The organism is Streptomyces sp. NPDC056373 (assembly GCF_042262425.1).
In the GTDB taxonomy this organism is placed as follows: domain Bacteria; phylum Actinomycetota; class Actinomycetes; order Streptomycetales; family Streptomycetaceae; genus Streptomyces.
In genome coordinates this window covers 172,479-196,187 of sequence record NZ_JBHJPX010000008.1, presented here as the reverse complement: position 1 = coordinate 196,187, position 23,709 = coordinate 172,479, and the positions used below count along the sequence as shown (strand labels likewise).

21 protein-coding genes and 1 pseudogene are annotated in these 23,709 nt (G+C 70.7%); 19 read left to right on the top strand and 3 right to left on the bottom strand.

The genetic code is table 11. The annotated features are described in order from the left end of the window. Positions 1-68: 68 nt before the first annotated feature. Complete coding sequence (locus ACFCXS_RS18660) at positions 69-1,250, top strand: acyl-CoA dehydrogenase family protein (protein ID WP_376644425.1); 1,182 nt, start codon at positions 69-71, stop codon at positions 1,248-1,250. Between the two features lie 129 nt (positions 1,251-1,379). Further along, positions 1,380-1,811 (top strand): annotated as a pseudogene (locus tag ACFCXS_RS18655) (hypothetical protein). Positions 1,812-1,946: 135 nt separating this feature from the next. Here ACFCXS_RS18655 and ACFCXS_RS18650 read toward each other — a convergent pair. Beyond that, entirely contained in the window at positions 1,947-2,840 is an 894-nt protein-coding gene (locus ACFCXS_RS18650) for a LysR family transcriptional regulator (protein ID WP_376644424.1), read from the bottom strand. A gap of 102 nt (positions 2,841-2,942) precedes the next feature. Between ACFCXS_RS18650 and ACFCXS_RS18645 the strand changes: the two genes are divergently transcribed. Then, the gene (locus tag ACFCXS_RS18645; RefSeq protein WP_376644423.1) at positions 2,943-4,043 is read left to right on the top strand and encodes an alcohol dehydrogenase catalytic domain-containing protein; all 1,101 of its coding nucleotides are present in this window, start codon (positions 2,943-2,945) and stop codon (positions 4,041-4,043) included. Positions 4,044-4,175: 132 nt separating this feature from the next. On the opposite strand, the gene ACFCXS_RS18640 is transcribed toward ACFCXS_RS18645, so the two are convergent. Further along, on the bottom strand, positions 4,176-4,433 hold the full coding sequence (locus ACFCXS_RS18640; RefSeq protein WP_376644422.1) for a hypothetical protein: 258 nt from the start codon (positions 4,431-4,433) through the stop codon (positions 4,176-4,178). Positions 4,434-5,126: 693 nt separating this feature from the next. Between ACFCXS_RS18640 and ACFCXS_RS18635 the strand changes: the two genes are divergently transcribed. From ACFCXS_RS18635 to ACFCXS_RS18600, 8 genes are all read left to right on the top strand, one after another. Continuing rightward, complete coding sequence (locus tag ACFCXS_RS18635; RefSeq protein WP_376644421.1) at positions 5,127-5,999, top strand: universal stress protein; 873 nt, start codon at positions 5,127-5,129, stop codon at positions 5,997-5,999. Positions 6,000-6,236: 237 nt separating this feature from the next. Then, complete coding sequence (locus ACFCXS_RS18630) at positions 6,237-6,527, top strand: hypothetical protein (protein ID WP_376644420.1); 291 nt, start codon at positions 6,237-6,239, stop codon at positions 6,525-6,527. Further along, a complete protein-coding gene (locus ACFCXS_RS18625; protein WP_376644419.1) occupies positions 6,524-7,411 on the top strand; it encodes a universal stress protein in 888 nt (295 codons plus the stop codon). Before ACFCXS_RS18630 ends, ACFCXS_RS18625 begins: the two co-directional genes overlap by 4 nt. Positions 7,412-7,540: 129 nt before the next feature. Continuing rightward, entirely contained in the window at positions 7,541-8,038 is a 498-nt protein-coding gene (locus ACFCXS_RS18620; RefSeq protein ID WP_376644418.1) for a flavodoxin domain-containing protein, read from the top strand. Between the two features lie 131 nt (positions 8,039-8,169). Further along, a complete protein-coding gene (locus ACFCXS_RS18615; protein WP_376644417.1) occupies positions 8,170-9,243 on the top strand; it encodes a zinc-dependent alcohol dehydrogenase family protein in 1,074 nt (357 codons plus the stop codon). A gap of 22 nt (positions 9,244-9,265) precedes the next feature. Next, on the top strand, positions 9,266-9,943 hold the full coding sequence (locus ACFCXS_RS18610) for a helix-turn-helix domain-containing protein (RefSeq protein WP_376644416.1): 678 nt from the start codon (positions 9,266-9,268) through the stop codon (positions 9,941-9,943). A 53-nt stretch (positions 9,944-9,996) separates the two neighbouring features. Further along, entirely contained in the window at positions 9,997-10,572 is a 576-nt protein-coding gene (locus tag ACFCXS_RS18605; RefSeq protein WP_376644415.1) for a universal stress protein, read from the top strand. Further along, the gene (locus ACFCXS_RS18600; RefSeq protein WP_376644414.1) at positions 10,569-12,941 is read left to right on the top strand and encodes a glycoside hydrolase family 65 protein; all 2,373 of its coding nucleotides are present in this window, start codon (positions 10,569-10,571) and stop codon (positions 12,939-12,941) included. The genes ACFCXS_RS18605 and ACFCXS_RS18600 overlap by 4 nt, the downstream gene beginning before the upstream one ends. Before the next feature lie 61 nt (positions 12,942-13,002). On the opposite strand, the gene ACFCXS_RS18595 is transcribed toward ACFCXS_RS18600, so the two are convergent. Continuing rightward, entirely contained in the window at positions 13,003-14,625 is a 1,623-nt protein-coding gene (locus tag ACFCXS_RS18595; RefSeq protein WP_376644413.1) for a PucR family transcriptional regulator, read from the bottom strand. 282 nt (positions 14,626-14,907) lie between these two features. On the opposite strand from ACFCXS_RS18595, the gene solA reads away from it, so the two are divergent. The 8 genes from solA to ACFCXS_RS18555 all read left to right on the top strand — a co-directional run bounded on the left by solA (position 14,908) and on the right by ACFCXS_RS18555 (position 23,695). Next, positions 14,908-16,047 (top strand): N-methyl-L-tryptophan oxidase, encoded by a 1,140-nt coding sequence (gene solA / locus ACFCXS_RS18590; protein WP_376644412.1) that lies wholly within the window; start codon positions 14,908-14,910, stop codon positions 16,045-16,047. 112 nt (positions 16,048-16,159) lie between these two features. Next, entirely contained in the window at positions 16,160-16,834 is a 675-nt protein-coding gene (locus ACFCXS_RS18585; RefSeq protein ID WP_376644411.1) for a haloacid dehalogenase type II, read from the top strand. Between the two features lie 231 nt (positions 16,835-17,065). Then, on the top strand, positions 17,066-18,034 hold the full coding sequence (locus ACFCXS_RS18580) for an ABC transporter substrate-binding protein (RefSeq protein ID WP_376644410.1): 969 nt from the start codon (positions 17,066-17,068) through the stop codon (positions 18,032-18,034). 1 nt (position 18,035) lies between these two features. After that, positions 18,036-18,995: an amino acid ABC transporter permease gene (locus ACFCXS_RS18575; RefSeq protein WP_376644409.1), complete on the top strand. Its 960-nt coding sequence runs from the start codon at positions 18,036-18,038 to the stop codon at positions 18,993-18,995. After that, on the top strand, positions 18,992-19,759 hold the full coding sequence (locus tag ACFCXS_RS18570) for an amino acid ABC transporter ATP-binding protein (RefSeq protein WP_376644408.1): 768 nt from the start codon (positions 18,992-18,994) through the stop codon (positions 19,757-19,759). Before ACFCXS_RS18575 ends, ACFCXS_RS18570 begins: the two co-directional genes overlap by 4 nt. A 177-nt stretch (positions 19,760-19,936) precedes the next feature. After that, the gene (locus tag ACFCXS_RS18565) at positions 19,937-21,217 is read left to right on the top strand and encodes an NAD(P)/FAD-dependent oxidoreductase (protein WP_376644407.1); all 1,281 of its coding nucleotides are present in this window, start codon (positions 19,937-19,939) and stop codon (positions 21,215-21,217) included. Positions 21,218-21,258: 41 nt separating this feature from the next. Further along, positions 21,259-22,710, top strand: a complete 1,452-nt coding sequence (locus tag ACFCXS_RS18560; RefSeq protein WP_376644406.1) for an NAD-dependent succinate-semialdehyde dehydrogenase — start codon at positions 21,259-21,261, stop codon at positions 22,708-22,710. Position 22,711: 1 nt separating this feature from the next. Further along, a complete protein-coding gene (locus ACFCXS_RS18555; RefSeq protein WP_376644405.1) occupies positions 22,712-23,695 on the top strand; it encodes a D-2-hydroxyacid dehydrogenase in 984 nt (327 codons plus the stop codon). Positions 23,696-23,709: the final 14 nt, after the last annotated feature.

Below are 23,709 nucleotides of genomic sequence, written 5' to 3'. Positions count from 1 at the left end.
TTCCCAATTTCTGAAACACGTTCTACGGTGTGCGCCGACAGGACCGGCCTTGGGAGCCTGGAGGCGCCGTGCACCTCGAATACACGCCCGAGCAGCAGCGGCTGCGCACCGAACTGCGGTCCTACTTCGCCGAACTGGTCCCGGACCAGGCGTACGCGCGGCACGGCGACCCGGCCGCCCGGAAGCGGTTCTACCGCGAGACCATTCGCAAGCTCGGCTCGGACGGCTGGCTCGGCGTGGGCTGGCCGAAGGAGTACGGCGGGCGTGGCCTTACGGCCATGGAGCAGTTCATCTTCTTCGACGAGGCCGCCCAGGCAGGTGTCCCGCTGCCGCTCATGGCGCTGAACACCGTCGGCCCGACGATCATGCAGTACGGCACCGACGAACAGAAGGCGTACTTCCTGCCGAAGATCCTCTCCGGCGAGATCGACTTCGCCATCGGCTACAGCGAGCCCGGCGCCGGAACCGACCTCGCGTCCCTGCGCACCAGGGCGGTACGGGAGAGTGGGGGAGAGTACGTCGTCAACGGACAGAAGATCTGGACGACCAACGGGGACACGGCCGACTGGGTGTGGCTGGCGGTGCGTACCGACCCGGACGCCCCGCCGCACAAGGGCATCACCATGCTGCTGGTGCCGACCTCCGACCCCGGCTACTCCTGCACCCTGATCAACACCCTCGCCTCGCACGACACCACCGCCGGCTACTACGAGAACGTCCGCGTCCCCGTCTCGCGGCGGGTCGGCGCCGAGAACCAGGGCTGGCGCCTGATCACCAACCAGCTCAACCACGAACGCGTGACCCTGGCCGCCCACGGCACCATGGCGATCCGCGCCCTGCACGACGTGCGGCGCTGGGCGACGGAGACCAAGCTCGCCGACGGCCGCCGCGTCGCCGACCTGCCCTGGGTACGCCGTCTCCTGGCCCGCACCCACGTCCGGCTGGAGGCCCTCAGACTGCTCAACCAGCAGATGGTCGGCGCCGTACAGGACGGCACCCTCACCCCGCAGGACGCCTCCGCGGTCAAGGTCTACGGCTCGGAGGCGCGGCGCGACGCCTACGCCTGGCTCATGGAGATCGTCGCGGCGCCCGGTGCCCTCAAGGAGGGCTCGGCCGGCGCGGTCCTGCACGGCGAACTCGAACGCGGGTACCGCTCGGCGGTCATCTTCACCTTCGGCGGCGGCAACAACGAGATCCAGCGCGAGATCATCTCGTGGATCGGGCTGGGGATGCCGAGGGTGCGACGCTGACGGGACTGTGAGCCTTTTCCAACCTGCCTGCGGCGGTGAGGTGTTGGGGGCTGCCAGTTGTACGGAACGACGAAGCTCCTGGTAGACGGGTTCTCGACCAAGATCACCCGTGTCCGCCAGGAGCTTCGCGTGCTTGTCTACCCGTCGTCGATCGATCTTTCCAGCCGCACCCTGCGCTTCCTGACCACATGGCTGTATGCCCGGCAGCGAGAGATCGGGACCCGGTGGCGACGGCTTGCCCGGATCGACCCATGACGAGTGGCCCGTCGTCGTGGCCCGTTCCGGCGCGGAGATCGACCGGGCGATCCGGGCTTCCTGAACTGACGGGCGAGGGGTCGGTCCCCGGTCCATGTCACCGGGAACGGCCTCTCGTCTCCACGCGGACGCGGCCGTCGGCCAGTACGCCTCCGCCACAGCAGCCATGCCAAGATCCGATGCATCGGCGAACATGCCATGGCCACCTTCAAAGGCTGGTGCCACCTGCGAAAGCTCCACTGCAGCACCAACCGGATCACCGACAGCGTGAAGACCGTTCTCGTCCTTCATCACGCCCCGACTTGAGGTTGGAAAAGGCTCACTTGCGCGGGCGGCAGCGGGGTGCTCCTGCTGAAAGGGCCCTGGCTAATGCCGAGGTACAGGTGATGGTGCGCACCCTCGGCGGGCTACGGCACCGAATATGACGGCCGACGGCACGTATCAGGTGGTCGAGGCAATCGCTCGGGTGACGGCCGTGACCGCCGGGGTGGGGCGGCCAGGGAGCCGCGCCACGAGAACCCGGCGGATCTCGGGGGGTGCGCCTTCGACGTGCAGCAGGCTCACCCCGGGCGGCAGCACCGGCGAGAGCCGCCAGGGCACCGTTGTCACCCCGAAGCCACCGGCGACCAGCTGAAGCTTCGTCAGCCAGTCGCGCGCGCAGTGGACGATGTCCGGCCGTCCGGGCAGGCCAGGCCAGACGCCGAGCAGTGGCTCGGCGTTCGACGCCGGGGCGGCAATCCACGGGGCGTCGACCAGTTCGTCGACGTGTACCGCGGTGCGGCCGGTGAACGCTCCGGTCGAAGGCGCCGCCACGACCAGTTCGGTGTCCGCGACGGTCTCGACGTGCAGGCGCGGCGACTCGCCGTCCAAAGGCCGGTGGGGTGGGCGGGACGTCAGTACGGCGAGGTCGATCGAGCCCGCCCGCAGTGCCCGGACCAGGGAGGGCGTGGTGCCCTCGGTAGTCGTGACCGTGATCTGCGGGTCGGTCGCCGCGAGGCGGGTGAGTGCGAGGGGCAGGATGGCCGCGCCCGCGCTCAGGAACAGTCCGAGCCGCACCAGTTCGGTATGCGGGACCGTGCCGGTGAGGTCGCGTTCGGCCGCCGTCAGGCAGTCCAGGATCGTGCGGGCGTGGCGCAGCAGAGTCAGTCCCGCCGGGGTGAGCCGTACTCCGTCGGGGCGGCGTTCGAACAGGGCGGTGCCCGCGCTTCGTTCGAGGGAGGCGGCCTGGCGCGAGACCGCCGACTGGGTGTAGCCGAGCCGGGTGGCTGCTGCGGTGAAGCTGCCGGACTCGGCGATCTGCCGCAGGACCCTTAGGCCTGTGCTGGAAATGTCCATGCGGGATACGCATACCACAGATGCCTGATCGTCGCTTCCCGCATGTCGCCCGGGTTCCTAGTGTCGATCCCGACGAACAACGACGAACACGGAGGTCATCAGGTGCGAGCAGCAGTTCTGACGCAGTTCGGTGCCCCGCTCACGGTGCGGGAGGTTCCCGATCCCGATGCCGGCGGCGGCGAGGTGGTGGTCCAGGTCCTCGCCGCCTGTGTGGCCCCGTACGCGGCTGAGGTCTTCAGCGGCGAGCGGAACTACCCCCTGGTCCCTCCCGTCGTGCCCGGGATCGGCGGCGTGGGACGGGTCGTCCACGTGGGCTCGGACGCCACCCGGCTGCGCCCCGGCGACCTGGTGTGGTGCGACTCGACGGTGCGCTCGCGGGACGACGCCCTGACGCCCGACATCACGCTTCAGGGCTGGAGCTCCCGTGGCGAGGGCGGCGCGCGCCTCGCCCGGTACCTGCACGACGGGTCGTTCGCCGAGCTCATGCGGGTCCCGACGGAGAACGTCTTTCCGCTTCCCGCAGCGGCGGGGGACGACCCTGCCCGCTGGGCCGCGCTCGCCGTGCACGTCATCCCTTACGGCGGGCTGCTGGCCGGCGGGCTCGCAGCCGGTGAGACGCTGCTCGTCAGCGGGGCCACCGGCAACCTCGGCAGCAGTGCGGTCGCGGTCGCGCTCGCCATGGGGGCGGGCCGCGTGGTCGCCCCGGGCCGCAACCGGGCCACGCTCGACCTCCTCGCCGACCGGTTCGGTCCGCGTCTGCGTCCGGTCCCGCTCACCGGGGACGAGGCCGGTGACCGTGCGGCGATGTCCGCGGCGGCCGACGGCCCGATCGACATGGTGATCGACCTGCTACCGCCGAGCGCACCCAGCTCGGCAGCGCGCACGGCAGCCATGACCGTGCGCGAATACGGCCGCGTCGTTCTCATGGGCGGCGTCGGCATGCTCGGTGGCGACGACCTCGCCCTCCCGTACCCATGGATCATGCGCAACTCGATCACCGTGCGCGGCCAGTGGATGTACCCGCGTACAGCGAACGTCGGCATCATCCGGCTCCTCGCCTCGGGCACCCTGGACCTCGCCGCCGAACGGGTCCGGTCGTTCGGCCTCGACGCCGTCAACGACGCCGTCGCGTACGCCGCCTCCCATGGTGGCCCGTTCGACCGCACTGCCCTCACACCGCCGCTCGCTGACGAGACCGACTGATCCCCACATGTCAGCGCCACGCCCCCCGCCCTCACCAGGGCAGGCCGCCACACTGCTGCTGCTCGCCGGGGGCCGCAGGCGACGTCCGCCGCGCCTTCGAGTGGATCTCGAGTGACGGCGCACCCCGCCGCATCAGTCCTCCTCGTCGTCCCCGAAGGAGAAGTAGACCCTCAGCCCGTAAGGCTCGTCCTCACCGTGAAAGACCTTCCACGAGGTGTCGATCACGTTGATCTCCACACTGTCGTAGCCCGCAAGCCATCGGGCGGCCTTTGCGAAGGGCTCCGTCGGATTGTCGCTGGTGAACAGCATCGAAGCCATCGGCTGGACCGGGTCGACATCCGGATCCAGGTCGCTGGGAACGAGCAGACAAGTATCCGGGTCGTGCTTCATGCGTACCCCTTTTTGCGTGCTGTGCCGACGTCGCTACCCAGGACGCAGGCAGGCGGACGGGGGTTGCTCAGGGACAGGAGACTCCGGTATGTGAGGGTTCGGCTGTTCAGCCCGTGATTCGGACTTCATCATGTGATGTCGGGTTGCGCCAGGAAATCGTGGTCTCGTCTCGCCGGTGAGGCGACGTGCCATCAGGTCGGTCATGGCGAGGTGGACCATGGCTTCGGAGTGGGTGGTGGGCGGATGGTCAAGCCGGTGTGGGCGAGGAATGACCACGGCAGTCGGGGGTTGTCCTTGATGCGGTGGATGCCTTGCTCGGTGGCGTCGGCGACATCGCCGAGGTGGCTGCCGTTCATATCGAGGCTGCCTCCGCCAAAGATGTGTGGCCCCGCTCTGGCGACACACGCCTCATGACCTGCGCTGTACCGAAGTGCCAACTGTTTTCGCTGATTCTGCGGCTCCGGCTGCTGAAGTTACTTGGCATCGGTGCAGGTGGTGAACGTGGCCTGGTGCCAACCAGCGAGCCCGGTCACAGGGGTGTGCCTAGGTCCACATGCGCGCCGCAGGGGATTGGTGTACTTCTCGAAGGGAGAGAGAAACACACCACGCTCGGCCCGCCGGCGACGTCCGGACGGCTCGCCCCGGACTCGTGCACCGTCCTGTCCAGCTTCGTACGAGACGGAGGCCGCCGCCATGCAACCCCTCGTCACCGTGGGCCTCGACGGCTCACCGGAGAGCCTCACCGCCGCCCGCTGGGCCGCCGACGAGGCCGAGAAGCGCAAGCTCGCCCTGCGGCTGCTGCACGCGTGGCCGATGCTGGTGCCGGAACCGGCCCGCGGCCCCTCCGAAACAGACCAGAACTACTGGGCGAAGCGTCTGGTCCACACCGCGCAGTCGGAGCTGCAGACACGTCATCCGGGCCTGACGGTCCTGGGCAGCCTCGTCGCCGATGACGCCCGGGAGGCCCTGCTGCGGGCGGCCTCGGATTCCGAACTGCTCGTGCTCGGCTCCCGGAGGCTGGAGACCTTCTCGAGCTACTTCCTGGGCGACGTCAGCCTCCCGGTCGTGGCACGCGCCGACCGGCCCGTCGTCGTGGTCCGCACGGCCCCGGGAAAGGAGCACCCGCCTCCGGCCACCGCGAGCCGCGTGGTCGTGGCGGTGGAACCGCGCGGGTCCAGCGACGAGTTGCTCGACTTCGCCTTCCACACCGCCGCCGCGCGAGGCGTTCCCCTGCTGGCCGTCCTCGGCCGCAGCGTGCCGCTCCACGCACGCACCCCCTGGGGTGTGGACCACGACGCCACCGAGGAGATCACGAGGAACGGCCACCAGGAACTGGGCAAGGCGCTGCGCCCCTGGCAGGAGAAGTACCCGGGGGTGGACGTGTCCGACAGTGTCCGTCTCACGAGCCCCGCCAAGGCCGTCGTGCAGGCCACCGCGGACGCCGGGCTGCTGGTCGTCGGCCGGCGCGTGCACCGGCACGCGCACTCGGGGCCGCTGCTGAGCCACGTCGCCCACGCCGTCCTCCACCACGGACGCTGCCCCGTGGCTGTCGTCCCCCATACCTGAGTCCGACTCACCACCCCTCACAACCCGCCGCACCGTCCCGCCACGTGGCACGGTGCCGACTACCCGTCCTGGATCACAGACCGGTGTGCGAGCAGGGCCCGCCCGCTCCGTTCCGCCGTGCGCCGCAAGCCCGCCCGGTCCGGCGCCGAGCCACTGCCGTGAGTCTGAGGAGGCGCTCTTGCGATGCGTCCCGGAAACCGGTCGGGGGTCTTGAGGTTCCTCCACGAGTGCGAGCCCGTGCCGGAACCCGTGGCGCGGGCCCCGCTGCTCGGTGCCGGTACCCACCAGCACCGAAGCGGGAAGATCGTCCGCGAGACCGCCGCGGGTGTGCGGCTGCGGCACCCCTCGGTCGAGGTGGCGCCGGAGCACGTGTCCGGGCGGCCACCGTCCGTCGAGGTGGCCGAGGTGTCTCGTCCGGGCAACCCGGCGGACCGGCTGATCAGCGCCCCGCGCGAGGCGTCGCTGATCGTGGTGGGGCGGCGTGTCCGCCGCCATCCGTTGCCGACCGGGGAGGGACCCCGGCGATGAACCAGCCGATCACCGTCGGTGTGGACGGTTCCGGGGCGAGCCTTCGGGCCGTGGACTGGGCGGCCGACGAGGCCGCGCTGCGGGGAGTGCCGTTGCACGTGGTGTACGCGTCGCTGTGGGAGCGCTACGAGCACGCCGTCTTCCCCGGGGGCCGGGAGCCGCCGTCGGAGCGGATGCTCACCGACGTCCTCGCGGTGGCCGCCGCCAAACGCGCCCGGGCGCGGATCCCCGGCCTGGAGGTCACCACCGAGGTCGTGCCCGAGGGGCCGGTACCCACGTTGCGCCGTGCGGCGCGCAAGGCCGCGGCGCTGGTCCTGGGCTCGCGCGGCCGGGGGAGCGCCGCCGAACTGCTGCTCGGTTCGGTCAGCCTCGCGGTCGCCGGGCAGGCGGACGGCCCGGTGATCGTGGTGCGCGGTGACCGCGACGAGGAGCCCGGGCCCCGGGGACGGCCCGTCGCTCTCGGGGTCCCCGACCGGCCGGCGGACTCGGCTGCGGTGCGCTTCGCCTTCCGGGAGGCGGCCCGGCGCGGCGTACCCGTCGAGGCGGTACGGGCCTGGCACCGGCCCGCGCGTGAGACGGCCGAGCGCTCCCTGTTCACCGGAGAACCAGGTCAGGTGCACCGGCAGCGGGCCATGGAGGCCGTGCGGACCGGGCTGCGCGCGCCGGTGGAGGAACACCCGGACGTGGAGGTGCGCCGGAGGGCCGTCGAGGGAGAGGCCAGGGCCGTCCTGCTCGACGCCTCGGCCGGTGCCGACCTGCTCGTGGTCGGCGCGCGGCAGCCCCACGGACGCTTCGGCCCCCGCATCGGTCACGTCACGCACGCCGTGCTGCACCACGCCGCCTGTCCCGTCGCGGTCGTCCCCGAGGCGGCGGCAGAACCGTGAAACACCACGAGGAGGTCGTCGACGAACTGGGCCGGTGGCCGGACGACACGGGCCGCGGGCCGGACGAACAGCTGCCGCACGGCGTGGCCGACGAGCGGCCGCGCACCCCGTGAGAGGAGGCGGACCGTCATGCCGACGAGCGTGCTCGTCGCCTACGGGACGACGAACGGATCGACCGCGGAGATCGCCGAGACGATTGCCAGGGTCCTGCGCAAGGAAGGACTGACGGCCGAGGCCCTCCCGGCCGGCGCCCTGCGGAGCGTGACGGAGTACGACGCGGTCGTGGTCGGTGGCGGCCTCTACGCCGGCCACTGGCACAAGGACGCCCGCCGCTTCGTCCGCCGTCACGGCAAGGCCCTGGCCGAGCGCCCGCTGTGGTTCTTCAGCAGCGGCCCGCTCGACCCCTCGGCCTCGGAGCGGGAGATTCCGCCCGTGCCCGGGGTGAATCGGGCCATGGCCCGGCTCGATGTCAGGGAACACGTCACCTTCGGCGGCTGTCTGCGCGAGGGTGCCAGGGGCTGGGTCGCCCGGATGATCGTGCGCAACGGAAGAGGCGGGGACTTCCGCGACTTCGAGCGGATCGAGGCATGGGCGGCGAAGATCGGCCGCGAGCTCGCCCCTGTGTGACGCGAGCCTGCCCTCGTGTGCCGCGAGCTCGCCCTCGTGAAGCCGGCCCAAGCGCGTCGCGCCGATCCGCGCCAAGCTGGAACTGCGGAGCAAACCGGACACAGCACCCGCACCAGTCAGGGGGTACCGCCATGAAGGGCTACGTCTTCCACGGCCCCGGACAGTCCGCCTGGGAGGACGTCCCGGACCCGGGCGTCCAGGAGGCGACCGACGCCATCGTGCGCGTCGACGCCGTCACCATCTGCGGAACGGACCTGCACATCCTCAAGGGCGACGTCCCCGAGGTCCGTCCGGGAACCGTCCTCGGGCACGAGGCGGTCGGTGAGATCGTCGACGTCGGCACCGACGTCCGCACGGTGCGGCCGGGCGACCGGGTGCTGGTCTCCTGCATCACCGCATGCGGCCGCTGCCGGCCCTGCCGTGAGGGCACGTACGGCCAGTGCCGTGGCGGCGGTGGCTGGATCCTGGGCCGCCTGATCGACGGCACCCAGGCCGAGTACGTCCGCGTGCCGTACGCGGACCTCTCCGTGCACCCGCTGTCCAGCACCCTGGACGGCAGGGACGCCGTGCTGCTGGCCGACATCTTCCCCACCTCCTACGAGGTCGGCGTGCTCAACGGGCACGTACGTCCCGGGGACACCGTCGCCGTCGTCGGTGCCGGCCCGATCGGGCTCGCGGCCGTCGCGACGGCCCGGTTGTTCGCTCCGGAGCGCATCGTCGCGGTGGACCTCGCCGCAGCGCGGCTGGAAGCGGCGAAGCACCTCGGCGCGGACGCCGTGGCGGACGCCCGGGAGGCACCCGAACAGCTTGTCGCAGACCTCACCGACGGACTGGGCGCGGATGTGGTGGTCGAGGCGGTCGGCGCCCCGGAGGCCTTCGAACTCTGCACGCGCATGGTGCGGCCCGGCGGTCACGTCGCCAATGCCGGCGTGCACGGCAAACCCGTGACCCTCCACCTGGAGGATCTGTGGATCAAGAACGTCACCATCACCACGGGGCTGGTGGACACCTACTCCACCCCCACCCTGCTCCGGATGGCCTCGGCCGGCCGCCTGCCCACCGGGCAACTGGTCACGCACACCTTCCCGCTGACCCACATGGAGGAGGCGTACGACGTCTTCGCCGGGGCCGCCGACACCGGCGCCCTCAAGGTCGTGCTGGGCGAGGAGCCGCACGAGGAGGTCGTCCCCTACCGGGCGGCCTGACGAAGGAGAGAGGTGACGCGTCATGACCGAACGCGCCTCGTCGCATGCCGTCGAAGGACACCCGATGGGCGACCTCGGGCGGCGGATCGCCCAGCGGCGTACGGAACTCGGCCTGAGCCGGCAGGAGACGGCCGCACGGGCCGGCATGTCGCCGGCCTACCTGCAGTACCTGGAGGAGCGACCGCCCGCCGACCCGGGTGCGGGCACCCTCCTCCGGCTGGCGGGGGCGCTCAAGACCACGGTGTGGCATCTGACCGGTGGCGACACCGAGCTGCCTCCCGGCCTCGGCCGGGCCGCCCGCACACCCCGCTTCACGGAGCTGACCGAAGCGGAGTGCCGCTCCCTGCTCTCCACCCACGGGGTGGGCCGCCTCGCCGTGCCCGCGGACTCCGGGCCTGTCGTCGTGCCGGTCAACTACAGCGTCGTCGACGGCGGCATCGTCTTCCGTACCGCGCCCGGAACGACCCCGGCACAGGCGGACGGCCACCGGGTCGCCTTCGAGATTGACCGCATCGACGAGGCGTTCAGCGAGGGGTGGAGCGTGCTGGTGCGGGGGCCCGCGACGACCGTGACGGATCCGGACGACGTCGCCCGTCTCGAAGAGCAGGCGTACAGCGCCCCCTGGGCGGGAGGTCCGCGCGGCCTGTGGCTGCGCATCGAGCCCGTCACCGTCACCGGACGCCGCATCACCGTGGTCTGAGGGCGCACACGCCGAGTGGGTCCGACCATGCCGTGCACGAGGCGGTGGGAACGATGACGACGGAAGTTCCCCTGGTCGCAGGGGCCGACGGTTCTGAGGGCAGCCTGCCTGCGGTCGACCGGGCGGTGGACGAGGCGGCCCGCGCCCACTGCCCGGTCATCGTGGTCCGCGGCTCCCGGGCCGGCGTGGCGGGCGCCCACCGGCGGATCCTGCTTGCCGCCGGAGGTCCGGCCACCGGCGAGGAGACGGTGCGCTTCGCCTTCCGCGAGGCCGAGGCCCGCGGAGGTGTCCTGGACGTGGTCCGGGCCCGGCGCCACGCCTCGCCGGCGGCAGCCGATACATCCGACGGGGACGACGAGGAGAGGGCCCGCACGGAACTCGACGACCTGCTCGGCCCCGCCATGGCGGATCACCCCGGGGCCCGGGTGCACCGCGCCACGGTCGAGGGCCCGGCCCGCAAGGAGCTCTTGCACCGCTCGGCCGCGGCCGACCTGGTCGTCGTCGGAGCACGACGCCGCCGGGGGCGCTTCGGGCTCCAGCTCGGCATGGCCGCCCACACGTTGCTGCAGCACGCCGCGTGCCCGGTGGCGGTGGTGCCGCTGCAGCAACGGCGGGAACCGCGCCCGTGACGGATCGGACCTGGACCTACGAGGGGTACCGTCCCACGGAGGAACGCCTGCGGGAGTCGCTGTGCACGCTGGGCAACGGCCATTTCGCCACCCGCGGGGCGCTGCCCGAGTGCACGGCGGACGACGTGCACTACCCGGGCACCTACGCGGCGGGCTGCTGCAACCGCCTCACCTCCGAGGTCGCGGGACGCCGCGTCGAGAACGAGGACCTGGTCAACCTCCCCGACTGGCTGCCTCTGCGGGTCCGTCCGGCGGGCGGGCAGTGGCTCACCCCCGACTCGGCGACCGTCCTCGGCCACCGCCAGACCCTCCTCCTGGGTTCCGGACTGCTGGAGCGCAGCACCCGGTACGCCCTCGGAGGCGGGCGGGTGCTCTCCCTGCGGCAGCGACGGCTGGTGCACATGGGCGATCCGCACCTCGCGGCGCTGCGCACCGATCTCACCGCCGAGAACTTCACCGGCGAGCTGGAGATCGAGGCCGCGCTCGACGGGACGGTCGTCAACGACGGGGTTCCGCGCTACCGCGACCTGGACGGCCGTCACCTGACCCACGTGCACACCGGCACCGCCGTACCCGGCACGGTCTGGCTGCGCTGCCGCACCCGCACCTCGGACATCCGGATCGGCATGGCCTCCCGGCTGACGGCCGGGGAACCGGTCACGGACGGGCACGAACCCGCACGCGCCGTCCAGCGCGCCACGCTGCCCCTCACCCCCGGCCGTACCGTCACCCTCGACAAGACCATCGCCCTGCACACCTCGCGCGATCCGGCGATCAGCGACCCGTTGCAGGCAGCAGTGGACGGGGTGGGCGCGGCCCCGGACTTCGACGCTCTGCTGGCATCACACCGCACGGCCTGGGACCACCTGTGGCGCCGGGCCGAGATCGACGTCCCGGGGGAAGCCGGGGACATCCTGCGCCTGCACCTCTTCCACGTCCTCCAGACCCTCTCACCGCACACCGCCGACCTGGACGTGGGCGTACCGGCCCGCGGGCTCCACGGCGAGGCCTACCGCGGCCATGTCTTCTGGGACGAGCTGTTCGTCCTGCCGTATCTGAACCTGCACTTCCCGGAGGTGTCCCGCGCCCTGCTCCGCTACCGCCACCGGCGTCTGGACCGGGCCCGCGCCGCGGCACGGGCCCTCGGCCGCCGGGGTGCCCTGTACCCCTGGCAGAGCGGCAGCGACGGACGGGAGGAGTCCCAGCGGCTGCACCTCAACCCCCGCTCGGGCCGCTGGCTGCCCGACCACAGCCACCTCCAGCACCACGTCGGTTCGGCGATCGCGTACAACGTGTGGCAGTACTGCGAGGCCGGCGGCGACGTGGAGTTCCTGCACACCACGGGCGCCGAGATGCTGGTGCAGATCGCGCGCTTCTGGGCCGACTCGGCCACCTGGGACGAGAACCTTGGGCGGCACCGCATCCGGGGTGTCGTCGGACCCGACGAGTACCACGACGCCTACCCGGGCGCCGAGCGGCCGGGCCTGGACGACAACGCGTACACCAACGTCACGGCGTCCTGGGTCCTCGCCCGCGCCCTGGAGGTGCTGCGTACCCTCCCCGAACCGCGCTGCCGCGAGCTCGTGGAACGCATCGCCCTGGACGACGGTGAACCCGACCGCTGGCAGGAGGTCTCGCGCACGCTCCACGTGCCGTTCCACGACGGGGTCATCAGCCAGTTCGAGGGGTACGGCGAACTCGCCGAACTCGACTGGGACGACTACCGCGAACGCTACGGCGACATCCGGCGCCTGGACCGGATCCTGGAGGCCGAGGGCGACAGCGTCAACCGCTACCAGGCGTCCAAGCAGGCCGACGTGCTGATGCTCGGCTACCTTTTCTCTCCGTCCGAACTCCGGCGTCTCTTCGGACGGCTGGGCCACCGGCTGGACGAGGAGACCTGGCGGCGCACCGTCGACCACTACCTGGCCCGCACCAGCCACGGCTCCACCCTGAGCGGGCTGGTCCACGGCTGGGTCCTGGCGCGATGCCGACGGGCCGACGCGTGGCGGTACTGCCAGGAGGCCCTGCGCGGCGACATCGCCGACCTGCAGGGCGGCACCACCGGCGAGGGCATCCACCTGGGTGCCATGGCAGGCACCCTCGACCTGGTCCAGCGGGGACTGCCCGGTCTGGAGACCCGAGCGGGGTCGCTGTGGCTGGACCCCGTGCCGCTGCCGGAGCTGTCCTCGTACGGCTTCTCCATCCGCTACCAGGGCCACTGGGGCATACGGCTGCGGTTGACGAGCGGACGGCTGGAGATCACCGTGCCGCCGTCGGGCCTCCCGCCGATCGAGGTCGAACTGCCCGACCGGGCGGTCGGGGTGGAACCCGGGGAGACGTGCCGGCTGGCTCTCACGGACCGGTGAGACTGGAGGCCGAACACGACGAACGAACGCACGGCCGATCCCGCACCGGCCGACAGGCCCTTCAGCTGCCCGGTACAGCGCCCGCGCCCGCGTCCAGGACCAGCACCGCGACGTGCAGGGACGTGCGCTGCAGGCCCGATTCCAGGTCGCAGCCCAGGAGCCGTTCGATGGTGTGCAGGCGCTGGTAGTAGGCCTGCCGCGACATGCCGGCCAGCTTCGCCGCGACCGACTTGTTCCCGGCGGCCGTCAGATAGGCCCGCAGCGCGGGCAGCAGGTCGCCGCCGTTGCGGTCGTCGTGCTCGATGAGACGGGCCAGCTGCCGTTCCGCGTACCGCTGGAGACGGGTGTCCGCGCGCAGGACGCCGAGGAGTTCCGGGAGCTCCACATCGGCGGGCACGTAGAACCACCGTTCCGGGGACACCGGTGTGATGGCCTCGGCAGTCTGCTCGGCTTCCTGCCACGACCGGGCGATCCCGGAGAGGTCGGTCACCCCCGGGCCGACGGCGACGACGGCCCCCTCGCCGAGTTCCTCGCGGGCGAGACGGCCGATCCGCTCGGCGACCGGCTGCCAGGCGCTGGCCTGGGCCAGCGCGAGCAGGACGCCGATGCGGCCCGGCGCGGTCTCCCCGACCAGTGCGCGGACGCCCGTCTGGACCAGGGCCTTCGCGATCCGTTCGTCGAGCTGTTCCCCCTCGCCGCCGCGCCGGGTGTGGCGGATGACCACGGCGAAGAGGCGGTGCCCGAACGCGGGCAGTCCCAGCGCCTCCGCGCGGGCGCGGGCGTCGGCGGGGGAGCGGAACCGCCGTTCGTACAGGTCCCGCAGCACGGAGCGGTGGGCCCGGCGCTCCCACCAGGCCGGCCCGGCCAGACGCGCCATGGTCAGCGCCACCGCGGCGCGCTCCAGGACCAGGACATGCTCCGGGTCGGGCTCCGTGTTCAGCCGGCTGTCCAGCAGGACCAGCCGCCCCCAGGGCCCGTGGTGATCCTGGACCGGGGCGATCAGCCACCCCTCCGGGCCGCTCGGCGCGAGCTTCTCCGGGGTCGGCGCGGCCCGGGAACGCCGGGCCCAGGCCGACACGACCGGCTCGTACGGCCGGCCGAGCAACTCGCACATCAGGGCACGGTGGGTGAGATCCTCCAGCACCACCGGCGCCCCGGTGAGCTCCGCGGTGGTGTGCACCAGCTCCTCGGGACTCGCGCCCCGCAACGTCAGGGCCGTGAAAATGTCCTGGATGTCCCTCCCGCGGCGCAGCAGCGCGCCCTGGGCGTCCAGGATGAGCGCGTGCACCGTCTGCGTGACGTCGATGAAACGGACGCCGCGGGCCAGCTCGATCAGCGGCACCTCACGGGCACGGCAGGCCCCCACCAGCTCCTCCGGCACCTTCCGGTAGCGGTAACCGAGCTCCACGATCAGGCCGGCCGCGCCGACGTCGGCGAGTTGATCGACGTAGTCCCGGAGTTTGGAGGGGTCCTCCGGATGCGGCATGCCGGTCGTCAGCACCAGCTCCCCGCCCTCGAGGAAGTCGGCCGGATTGAGCAGCTCGGTGACGTGCACCCAGCGCACCGCACGGTTCAGCTGTGACTCGCCGGCCAGGACGCGCGGCATCCCTTCGGTGAGCACGGGCAGACGAAGAACCTCCGCGATGGTGGGGAAGTGCCCGCTTACAGGGTGTCTGGGCGGCATAGACGGTGCTTTCTTCCAGGGGATCGGGGGTCACCCTCGCACCGGCCACCCACCGTGACAAGAGGAGGGCGAGCACTTTCCGAGGCTTGGACGTCCGCCGTGACAGACCGTCTCGAGAAGGTCGCGAGGTGGAACACAGTGTGGGTTGACCTGTGTGTTCGCCCGGGTCGAAAGTGAACGCCATCCCCAGCGGGACACGGACCGCGTCGGTCCGCACGGTGTCCGTTCGGTGCTGGGGCAACCACTGCCACCCGTTGCCACCCCGGCGAAAGGAGCGACCTCATGCGCCGCACATCCAAGCGCGTCGCCGTCATCGGCGCCGGCAGCATGGGCAGCCAGGCCATGTGGCGACTGGCCGCCCGCGGAGCCGAGGTCATCGGCTACGACCGGTACGCGCCGGGGCACGACCGCGGCGCTGCCGGCGGCGAGAGCCGCATCTTCCGCGCCGTGCACCTCGGTGACCCGGCTTATGTCCCGCTGCTGCGGCTCGCCGACCGGATGTGGGACCGGCTCCAGCGCGAAACGGGCTTCTCGCTGCGCCGTCGCAGCGGTTGCCTGGTGATGGGAGAGACCGCCTCCCCGTCCATGCGCCTCCTCGTCTCCGCCAGCACCACTCACCAGCTGGACCACGAGGTGCTGGACCGTGAGGAACTCGCCCGCCGCTACCCCCAGCACCGCCTCCCGGACGGGCACACCGCCGTGCTCGACCGGATGGGCTGCATCATCAGGCCCGAGGCGTCGATCCAGGCCGCCGCCGCCCGCGCCGAGCAACTGGGCGCCCGACTGCACCGCTACACGCCGGTACGGGAGATCGCCCCGGCGGCAGGCGGCGGGGTGCACATCGTCACCGACCACGGCACGGACCACGTGGACACTGCGGTGGTGACCGTCGGCCCGTGGGTCAACACCCTGCTCCCGGGCCTGCCGCGGGCCGTCGACATCCGCCGGCTGATCAGCTCCTGGCACATCCCCACCCGCCACGACTGGTTCGCGGGCGGCGCCCCGGCCTTCGTCCGCAGCACACCGCACGACTGCTACGGACTTCCCTCGCCCGACGGCATCTCCGTCAAGCTGGGCCTGTCCTTCGCCCGCTATCTGCCCGTACCCGACCCCGAACGGCTCGACCGCACGGTCCGCCCGGAGGAACTCGCCACCTTCCGCGAGCTCATCAGCGAGCTGATGCCCGACCTGAACCCCGACCCCATCCGGCTGTCGGTCTACATGGAGGGCTACACCGACTCGGGAAACCCGCTCGTCGGCCACCTCCCCGGCGAGGACGACATCATCGTCATGGCCGGCTTCTCCGGCAGCGGCTTCAAACTCTCGCCCGCCATGGGTGAGATCGCCGCCGATCTGGCCCTCGACGGTGTCACCGACCATCCCGTCGGCTTCCTCGCGCCGACCGGGGCCCACGCCGTCTGATCTTCCGTCACCTCGCCCCGCCATGGGGACGTCCCTCTTCCGACTGCCGGATAATTACCGAAAAAAGCCGATCACGCCCGGCTGCTCGCCCTCCAGAAATCGGAGCCCTTCCATGAGCGAACGCTCGTTCCGCCCGAAGTACGTCTCGTTCGACTGCTACGGCACCCTGATCGAATACCCGATCACCCCCATCACGCGTGAGCTGGTCGGCGACCGGATCCCCGCCGACAAGTGGGACCAGTTCGTGCGGGAGTTCCGCGGTTACCGCTACGACCAGGTCCGCGGTGAGTACTACGCCTACGAAGAGGTGCTGCAGGACTCCTTCGAGCGGGTCTGCCGCAAGTGGGGCCTGAAGGCGGACCCGGACGCGGGCAGGCGGTTCGCCGACGGCGTCCGCAGCTGGGGCCCGCACGCCGACATCCCCGAGCCGCTGAAGAGGATGGGCGAGCACTACAAGCTGGTCATCCTCTCCAACGCGGACGACTCCTTCCTCGCGGAGAGCGTGCCCCGGCTGGGAGCGGACTTCCACGCGGTGTACACCGCGGAGCAGGCGGGCTTCTACAAGCCCCGCTACGCCGCCTTCGAGTACATGCTCGACCGTCTCGGTGCTTCCCCCGAGGACTTCGTGCACGTCTCCTCGCACACCCGCTACGACCTGATGCCGATGCACGACATGGGCTTCCGCAACCTGATCCTCCTGGACCGCGGCTACGACCCGGTGACCCACGGCTACGACTACGTGCCCGTCAAGTCCCTGGACGAGCTCAACCAGATGCTGGGCATCTGACGCGCGACGCATACCCGCTCACTCAGCACCCTTTTCCTACAGGCGCCCGGTCTCGCGTGGCCGCCCATGAGCCCCGCGCGTTTCCGGCCGCCGGCTGACGACGCCCCCCCCGTCCGATCCCCACGTCGTCCCCGCATCACGGATTCCCCGTATCCCCAGCGTTCCCCAGGAGGCACCGCCATGGAAAGCAACAGGACAGGCCGCAGAACCGTACTCCGCACCGCAGGCTCTGTGGCCGCTGCGATGCAGGTCAACAGGCACCTGAGCATCCCGATCGTCACCACCGCCCTGGCCCTCGCGCTCGCCGCGTGCGGGGCGAGCGGCACCGGGCAGAACGTGGGGGCGAAGGGCACGACGCAGGGCGGGGGTGCCGGTGCGTCGGCCGAGCCCACCGACGACATCTCGGTCGGTGTGAAGCCGGATGCGAAGGCGGTGAAGCTGCTGCCCGCGGCGGTGAAGTCCAGGGGCACGCTCTCGGTGGCCATGGACCTGGCCTATCCGCCCACCACGTTCATGGCGTCGGACAACAAGACCCCGATCGGGTTCAACCCGGACATGTCCCGGCTGATCGCCGCCAAGCTCGGCCTGAAGCTGCAGATCAACAACGTCAAGTTCGACACCATCATCACCGGCCTGCAGGCCGATCGGTACGACTTCACCGCCTCCACCATGGGTGCCACCAGCGACCGGCTGAAGGTGCTCGACATGATCGACTACGCCAACTCCGGGACCGGAGTGTCCGTCCCTTACGGAAATCCGCAGAAGCTGGGCACCCACACGCTGTGCGGGCACCGTGTCGCCGTCACCTCCGGCAGCACCGCGGAGCTGCAGTGGCTGCCCCAGCTGTCCAAGCAGGACTGTACGAGCAAGGGCAAGCCGGCCATCGACGCGGTGACCCTGCCCAGCGTGAACGACGCTCTGACCCAGCTGGTCTCCAAGCGGATCGACGCGGTGATGTACGACTTCGTCTCGCTCGAGTGGGCGGCCCGGCAGCAGCCCAGGACGTTCGATGTCCTCAAGCCCCTGGTGGCCACCAAGCCCGTGGCCGTCGCGCTGAAGAAGGACTCTGCGCTGACCCCCGCTGTGCAGGCTGCCATCCAGTCGATCATCGACGACCCCAAGTACACCCAGGCGCTGGGCCGCTGGGGTCTGAAGGACCTCGGGATCAAGACCGCGGCCATGGCCGTCCCGCAGGACTGACATGTCCACGGATCTGATCGGTACGAAGACCAGGAGCCGACCGGTGTCACAACTGCTGGCCGAAGAAAAGAAGCGGATCACGCCGAAACGACCGCGCGACTATGTCACCTGGGCCGTCGCGATCGCGATCGTCGCCGGTCTGGTGTGGACGGCGGTGACGAACGAGAACTATCGCTGGCCGGTGGTGTTCAGCTACTTCACCACGCAATCGATTCTCAACGGTCTGCTGATCACGCTGGTTCTCACCGCGGTCAGCATGGCGCTGAGCACCCTGCTCGGGCTGGTCCTGGCGGTGATGCGCATGTCGCATCAGCGGCCCGTTTCCGGGCTGGCCCAGCTCTACATCGCCTTCTTCCGCGGCACCCCGGTGCTCGTGCAGCTGATCTTCTGGTTCAACATCGCGGCGCTGTACCCGAACATCTCGATCGGTATCCCGTTCACCGACATCTCCACGCCGGTGAACGTGAACGCGATCATGACCCCGTTGACCGCGGCCGTGGTGGGGCTGACGCTGAACCAGGCCGCCTACATGTCGGAGATCATCCGCGGCGGGTTCGCCTCGGTTCCTCGCGGACAGCACGAGGCGGCGGAGTCCCTGGGCATGTCAGGGTTCACCAAGCTCCGGCGCGTGATCATCCCGCAGACCATGCCGTCGGTCGTTCCGGCCACCGGCAACCAGGTGATCGGCATGCTCAAGGAGACCTCGCTGGTGAGCGTGCTCGGCGTCGCCGACCTGCTGAACAGCGCACAGTCGATCTACGCCCGCAACTACCAGACCATTCCGCTGCTGATCGTGGCCAGCCTCTGGTACCTGATCATGACGCTGGTGCTGAGCGTCCCGCAGTCCATGATCGAACGCCGTTTCTCCCGCTCGACCAGTAGGACGCGGCAGATCCCGGCTGCCGATGCCGAACTCGGGGCCGGCCAGCCCGTACCCGCCACGAGGGAGTCCCTGCTGTGAACGCCGACGGAACGATCGTCGCACGCAAACTGTGCAAGAGCTACGGACGTCACCAGGTCCTGCGTGACATCGACCTGACCGTCGCGGCCGGGGAGATCTCCTGCATCATCGGCCCGAGCGGATCCGGCAAGTCGACACTGCTGCGATGTATCAACGGCCTGGAGACCGTCGACCGCGGAGTCCTCAAGGTCAACGGAGAGGACTTCGGCTACGTCGAGAAGGACGACGCCTACCACGCCGTGCGCCCCAAACGGCTGGCCCAGCAGCGCACCCGCATCGGCATGGTGTTCCAGCAGTTCAACCTGTTCCCCAACATGACCGCAGAAGACAACGTCATGTCCGGACCGGTGCTGGTGCAGAAGAAGAACCGCGAGGCCAGCCGCGAGCAGGCGCGAGAACTGCTGGCCAAGGTGGGCCTGGAGGGGTGCGGCCACAAGTACCCCGCCCAGCTCTCCGGCGGTCAGCAGCAGCGCGTGGCCATCGCCCGCGCGCTGGCGATGAAACCCACCATCATGCTGTTCGACGAACCCACCAGCGCACTGGACCCCGAACGCGTGGGCGAAGTACTCGCCGTCATGCGCGACCTCGCCGGCAACGGCATGACCATGCTCCTCGTCACCCACGAGATGGGCTTCGCCCGCGAAGTCGCCGACGAAATCCTCTTCATGGACGAAGGCATCGCAGTCGAACGCGGCGACGCCCGCGAAGTCCTGGGCAACCCGCGCGAGAAGCGAACCCAGGCGTTCCTCGAAAGGGTCCTGTAGAAGCGGCTGGGACTGACGCAACTTCCGCACCCTGTCGGTCCCGGTCCTCAACGCCCTCCGGTTCGACGTCGATCCGACCGTCACAGCGCTGACAGCGCCATCGGCCGGGCTCCTGGTGGTGCCCGGCCGCGCCCCGCCCCTTTTCGAAACTCCCCGCTTCCCCGCTAAGGACCCGAGATGAAGACGATTCCCTACTGGATAGAAACCGCAGGGGCGTTTCCCGACCGATCCGGCAAGCCCGTCACCGAGGACACCGACCTGGTGGTCATCGGCGCCGGTCTCACCGGCCTCTCCACCGCCCTCCACTCCGCGCGCAAGGGCGCCCGCGTCACCCTCGTCGAGAAGGGCCAGGTCGGCTCCGGCGCCTCCGCCCGCAACGGCGGCATGGCGAACCTGGGCTTCACCATCGGCGTGCGCCAGGCCATCCGCCGATACGGACTCGAACGGGCCCGCGAGATCTACAACTCCTACGGCGAGGCCGTGGACACCGTCGAGCGGCTCGTGAACGAGGAGTCCATCGACTGCCAATTCCGTCGGGCCGGACGCCTGGGCGTCGCCTCCCGCCCCGCTCACTTCGAAGCCAAGAAGGCCCAGCAGCGCGACCTGGCCCAGTACTTCGGACACGAGACCGAATTGGTCGGCAAGTCCGAACTGCGTTCCGAGATCGGATCCGACGCCTACCACGGCGGTCTGCTCGACCCGTTCAGTGCCGCACTCCACGTCGGCCGTTTCGTGCGCGGCATGGCCGAGGCGTGCGAGCGCACCGGTGTGGAGATCCACGAGCGCAACGCGGCCATCGGCGTACGGCGCACCGCCGCCGGACGTTTCGAGGTCAGCACCGAACGCGGTGTCATCCGCACCGGGCAGGTCATGATGGCCACCGACGCCTACACCGACAAGAACTTCCCGTGGCTGCGCCGCCAGCAGGTGTGCCTGGGTAGTTTCATCATCGTCACCGAGCCGCTCGGCGAGGAACTCGCCCGGGACATCATCCCCAAGGCCCGCCTCATCGTCGACTCCAACCAGGTCTGCCACTACTTCCGGCTCACCCCGGACAACCGGCTGCTGTTCGGCGGCCGCGCCCGCTTCGCACCGTCCGACCCCACTTCGGACAAGAAGAGCGGACAGGTCCTGTTTCGGGAGATGTGCGAGATCTTCCCCCAGCTCTCCCGCACCAAGATCGAGTACGTGTGGGGCGGCTCCGTCGGCTTCGCCATGGACCGCATCGTGCACGCCGGGCAGACCGCCGACGGCGTCCACTACTCCATGGGATACGCGGGCCACGGCGTGCAGATGGCTACGCACATGGGGCAGGTCATGGCCGAGGTCATGGACGGCCACCCCGAGGTGAATCCGTCCCGCGACATCGCCCCGCCCCGCATCCCCCTCTACAACGGCACCGCCTGGTTCCTGCCCTTCGCCGGCGCCTACTACAAGACGCTGGACCGCATCCGCTGACCGGTCGGCAGCACCTCTATCGCTACAAGGAGATACCGAAAATGACTGTCGTCCGTGATGTTCCCAAGCAGTTGTTCATCGGCGGTGGCTGGCAGGACGCGGAGTCCGGCCGGACCTTGCCCGTCGACAACCCCGCCACCGGCGAGGAGCTGTGCCGGGTCGCCGACGCCTCCCCCGCGGACGGGCAGCGCGCCGTCGAGGCGGCGGTGGCCGCGCAGGCGGCCTGGGCCGCCACCGCCCCCCGGGCGCGCAGTGAGATCCTGCGCCGCGCCTACGACCTGATCATCGCGCGCACCGAGGACCTCGCGCTGCTGATGACGCTGGAGATGGGCAAGCCCCTGGCGGAGGCGCGTGCCGAGGTCGCCTACGGTGCGGAGTTCTTCCGCTGGTTCTCCGAGGAGGCCGTCCGCATCGACGGCGGCCTGATGACCGCCCCGGACGGAAAGAACCGCCTCCTGGTCTCCCGCCAGCCCGTCGGGCCGTGCCTGCTGATCACCCCGTGGAACTTCCCCCTGGCGATGGGCACCCGCAAGATCGGCCCCGCCATCGCCGCCGGCTGCACCATCGTCCTCAAACCCGCCCCCCAGACGCCTCTGACGAGCCTCGCCCTGGCCGCGATCCTGACCGAAGCCGGTCTGCCCGACGGCGTCCTCAACATCGTCACCACCACCGACGCCGCCGGCGTCGTCGAACCCCTCCTGCGCGGCGGGCAGATCCGCAAGCTCTCCTTCACCGGCTCCACCGGTGTCGGCCGCATCCTGCTGGCCCAGTGCGCCGGCACCGTCATCCGCACGTCCATGGAACTGGGCGGCAACGCCCCCCTGATCGTCTTCGACGACGCCGACCTCGACACCGCCGTCGAGGGCACCATGGTCGCCAAGATGCGCAACATGGGCGAGTCCTGCTGCGCCGCCAACCGCATCTTCGTCCACACCTCCGTCGCCGACGAGTTCGCCCAGCGCCTCACGGCCCGCATGGCCGCCCTGACCGTCGGCGACGGCACCGCACCCGGCACCGACGTAGGCCCCCTCATCGACACCGTCGGCCGCAGCAAGGCCCACGACCTCGTCCAGGACGCCGTCAAACGCGGCGCCACCGTCCTCACCGGTGGCGAACTGCCCGAAGGCCCCGGCTGCTTCTACCCGCCCACCGTCCTGACCGGCATCGCCCCCGACGCCGCGATCATCGACACCGAGATCTTCGGGCCCGTCGCCGCCATCCGCACCTTCGACACCGAGGACGAGGCCGTCACCGCCGCAAACGACACCGAGTTCGGCCTCGCCTCCTACCTGTTCACCCAGAACCTCGACCGCGCCCTGCGCGTCGCCGAACGCCTCGAAAGCGGCATGATCGGCCTCAACACCGGCCTCGTCTCCAACCCCGCCGCCCCCTTCGGCGGCATCAAGCAGTCCGGCCTCGGCCGCGAAGGCGGCACCGTCGGCATCGACGAGTTCCTCGAATACAAGTACATCGCCGTCCCCGTCGGAGCCTGACATGCCCGACCGACTCGTCGTCCTCCACCGCGGCAACCGGCCACCCGCCACCGGGCTCATCGAGCGGCTCGCGGACACCGTCTACGCCACCGAGGAGGAACTGCCCTACCTCCTTCCCGGCGCGGACATCCTCATGGCGTGGGTGAGCATCACCCCGGCCGTCCGCGAAGCCTGGCCCGACAACCCGGAGAAGGCGCCCCGCTGGGTCCATGCGTCCTCCGCGGGGGTGGACTCGTTCCTCTTCCCGGCGCTCGTGGACGACCCCGGCGTCACACTCACCAACGCCCGCGGCGTCTACGACCAGCCCGCCGCCGAGTACGTGCTCGGGCTGATCCTGGCCCTCGCCAAGGACTTCCCCGGCACGTGGGAGCACCAGCGGCGCCGCGAGTGGCGGCCACGCCCCAGTGACGGCATCACCGGACGCACCGTGCTGGTCTGGGGGACGGGGCCGATCGGCCGGGCCATCGCCCGGCTGCTGCGCGGGGTAGGGATGCGCGTGTGCGGCGCGGGCCGCAGGGCCCGCACGGCGGATCCCGACTTCGGCACGGTCCACGGTGCGCCGACCCTGCACTCCGCCCTGGCGGAGGCGGACTACGTCGTCCTGGCCGCGCCCCTCACCCAGGAGACCCGGGGCATGGTCGACGCCCCCGTGCTCGCCGCCATGAAGCCGGGGGCGCGGCTGATCAACGTGGGCCGGGGTGGACTCGTCGACGAGGAGGCGCTGGTCGGCCACCTCGCCGCCGGACGGCTCGCCGGGGCGGCCCTGGACGTGTTCGCCCAGGAACCGCTGCCTGCCGAGTCACCCCTGTGGGACATGCCCGGCGTGATGATCTCCCCGCACACGGCGGGCGAGACCACCAGCGAGCGGGATGCGCTCGTGGAGGTGTTCCTCGACAACCTCACCCGGCACATCGAGGGCCGGCCCCTGCGCAACATCGTGGACAAGCGGCGCGGATACGTGAACGACGAGACGAACCCCGTCTGAGGGGCGAGCGGCAC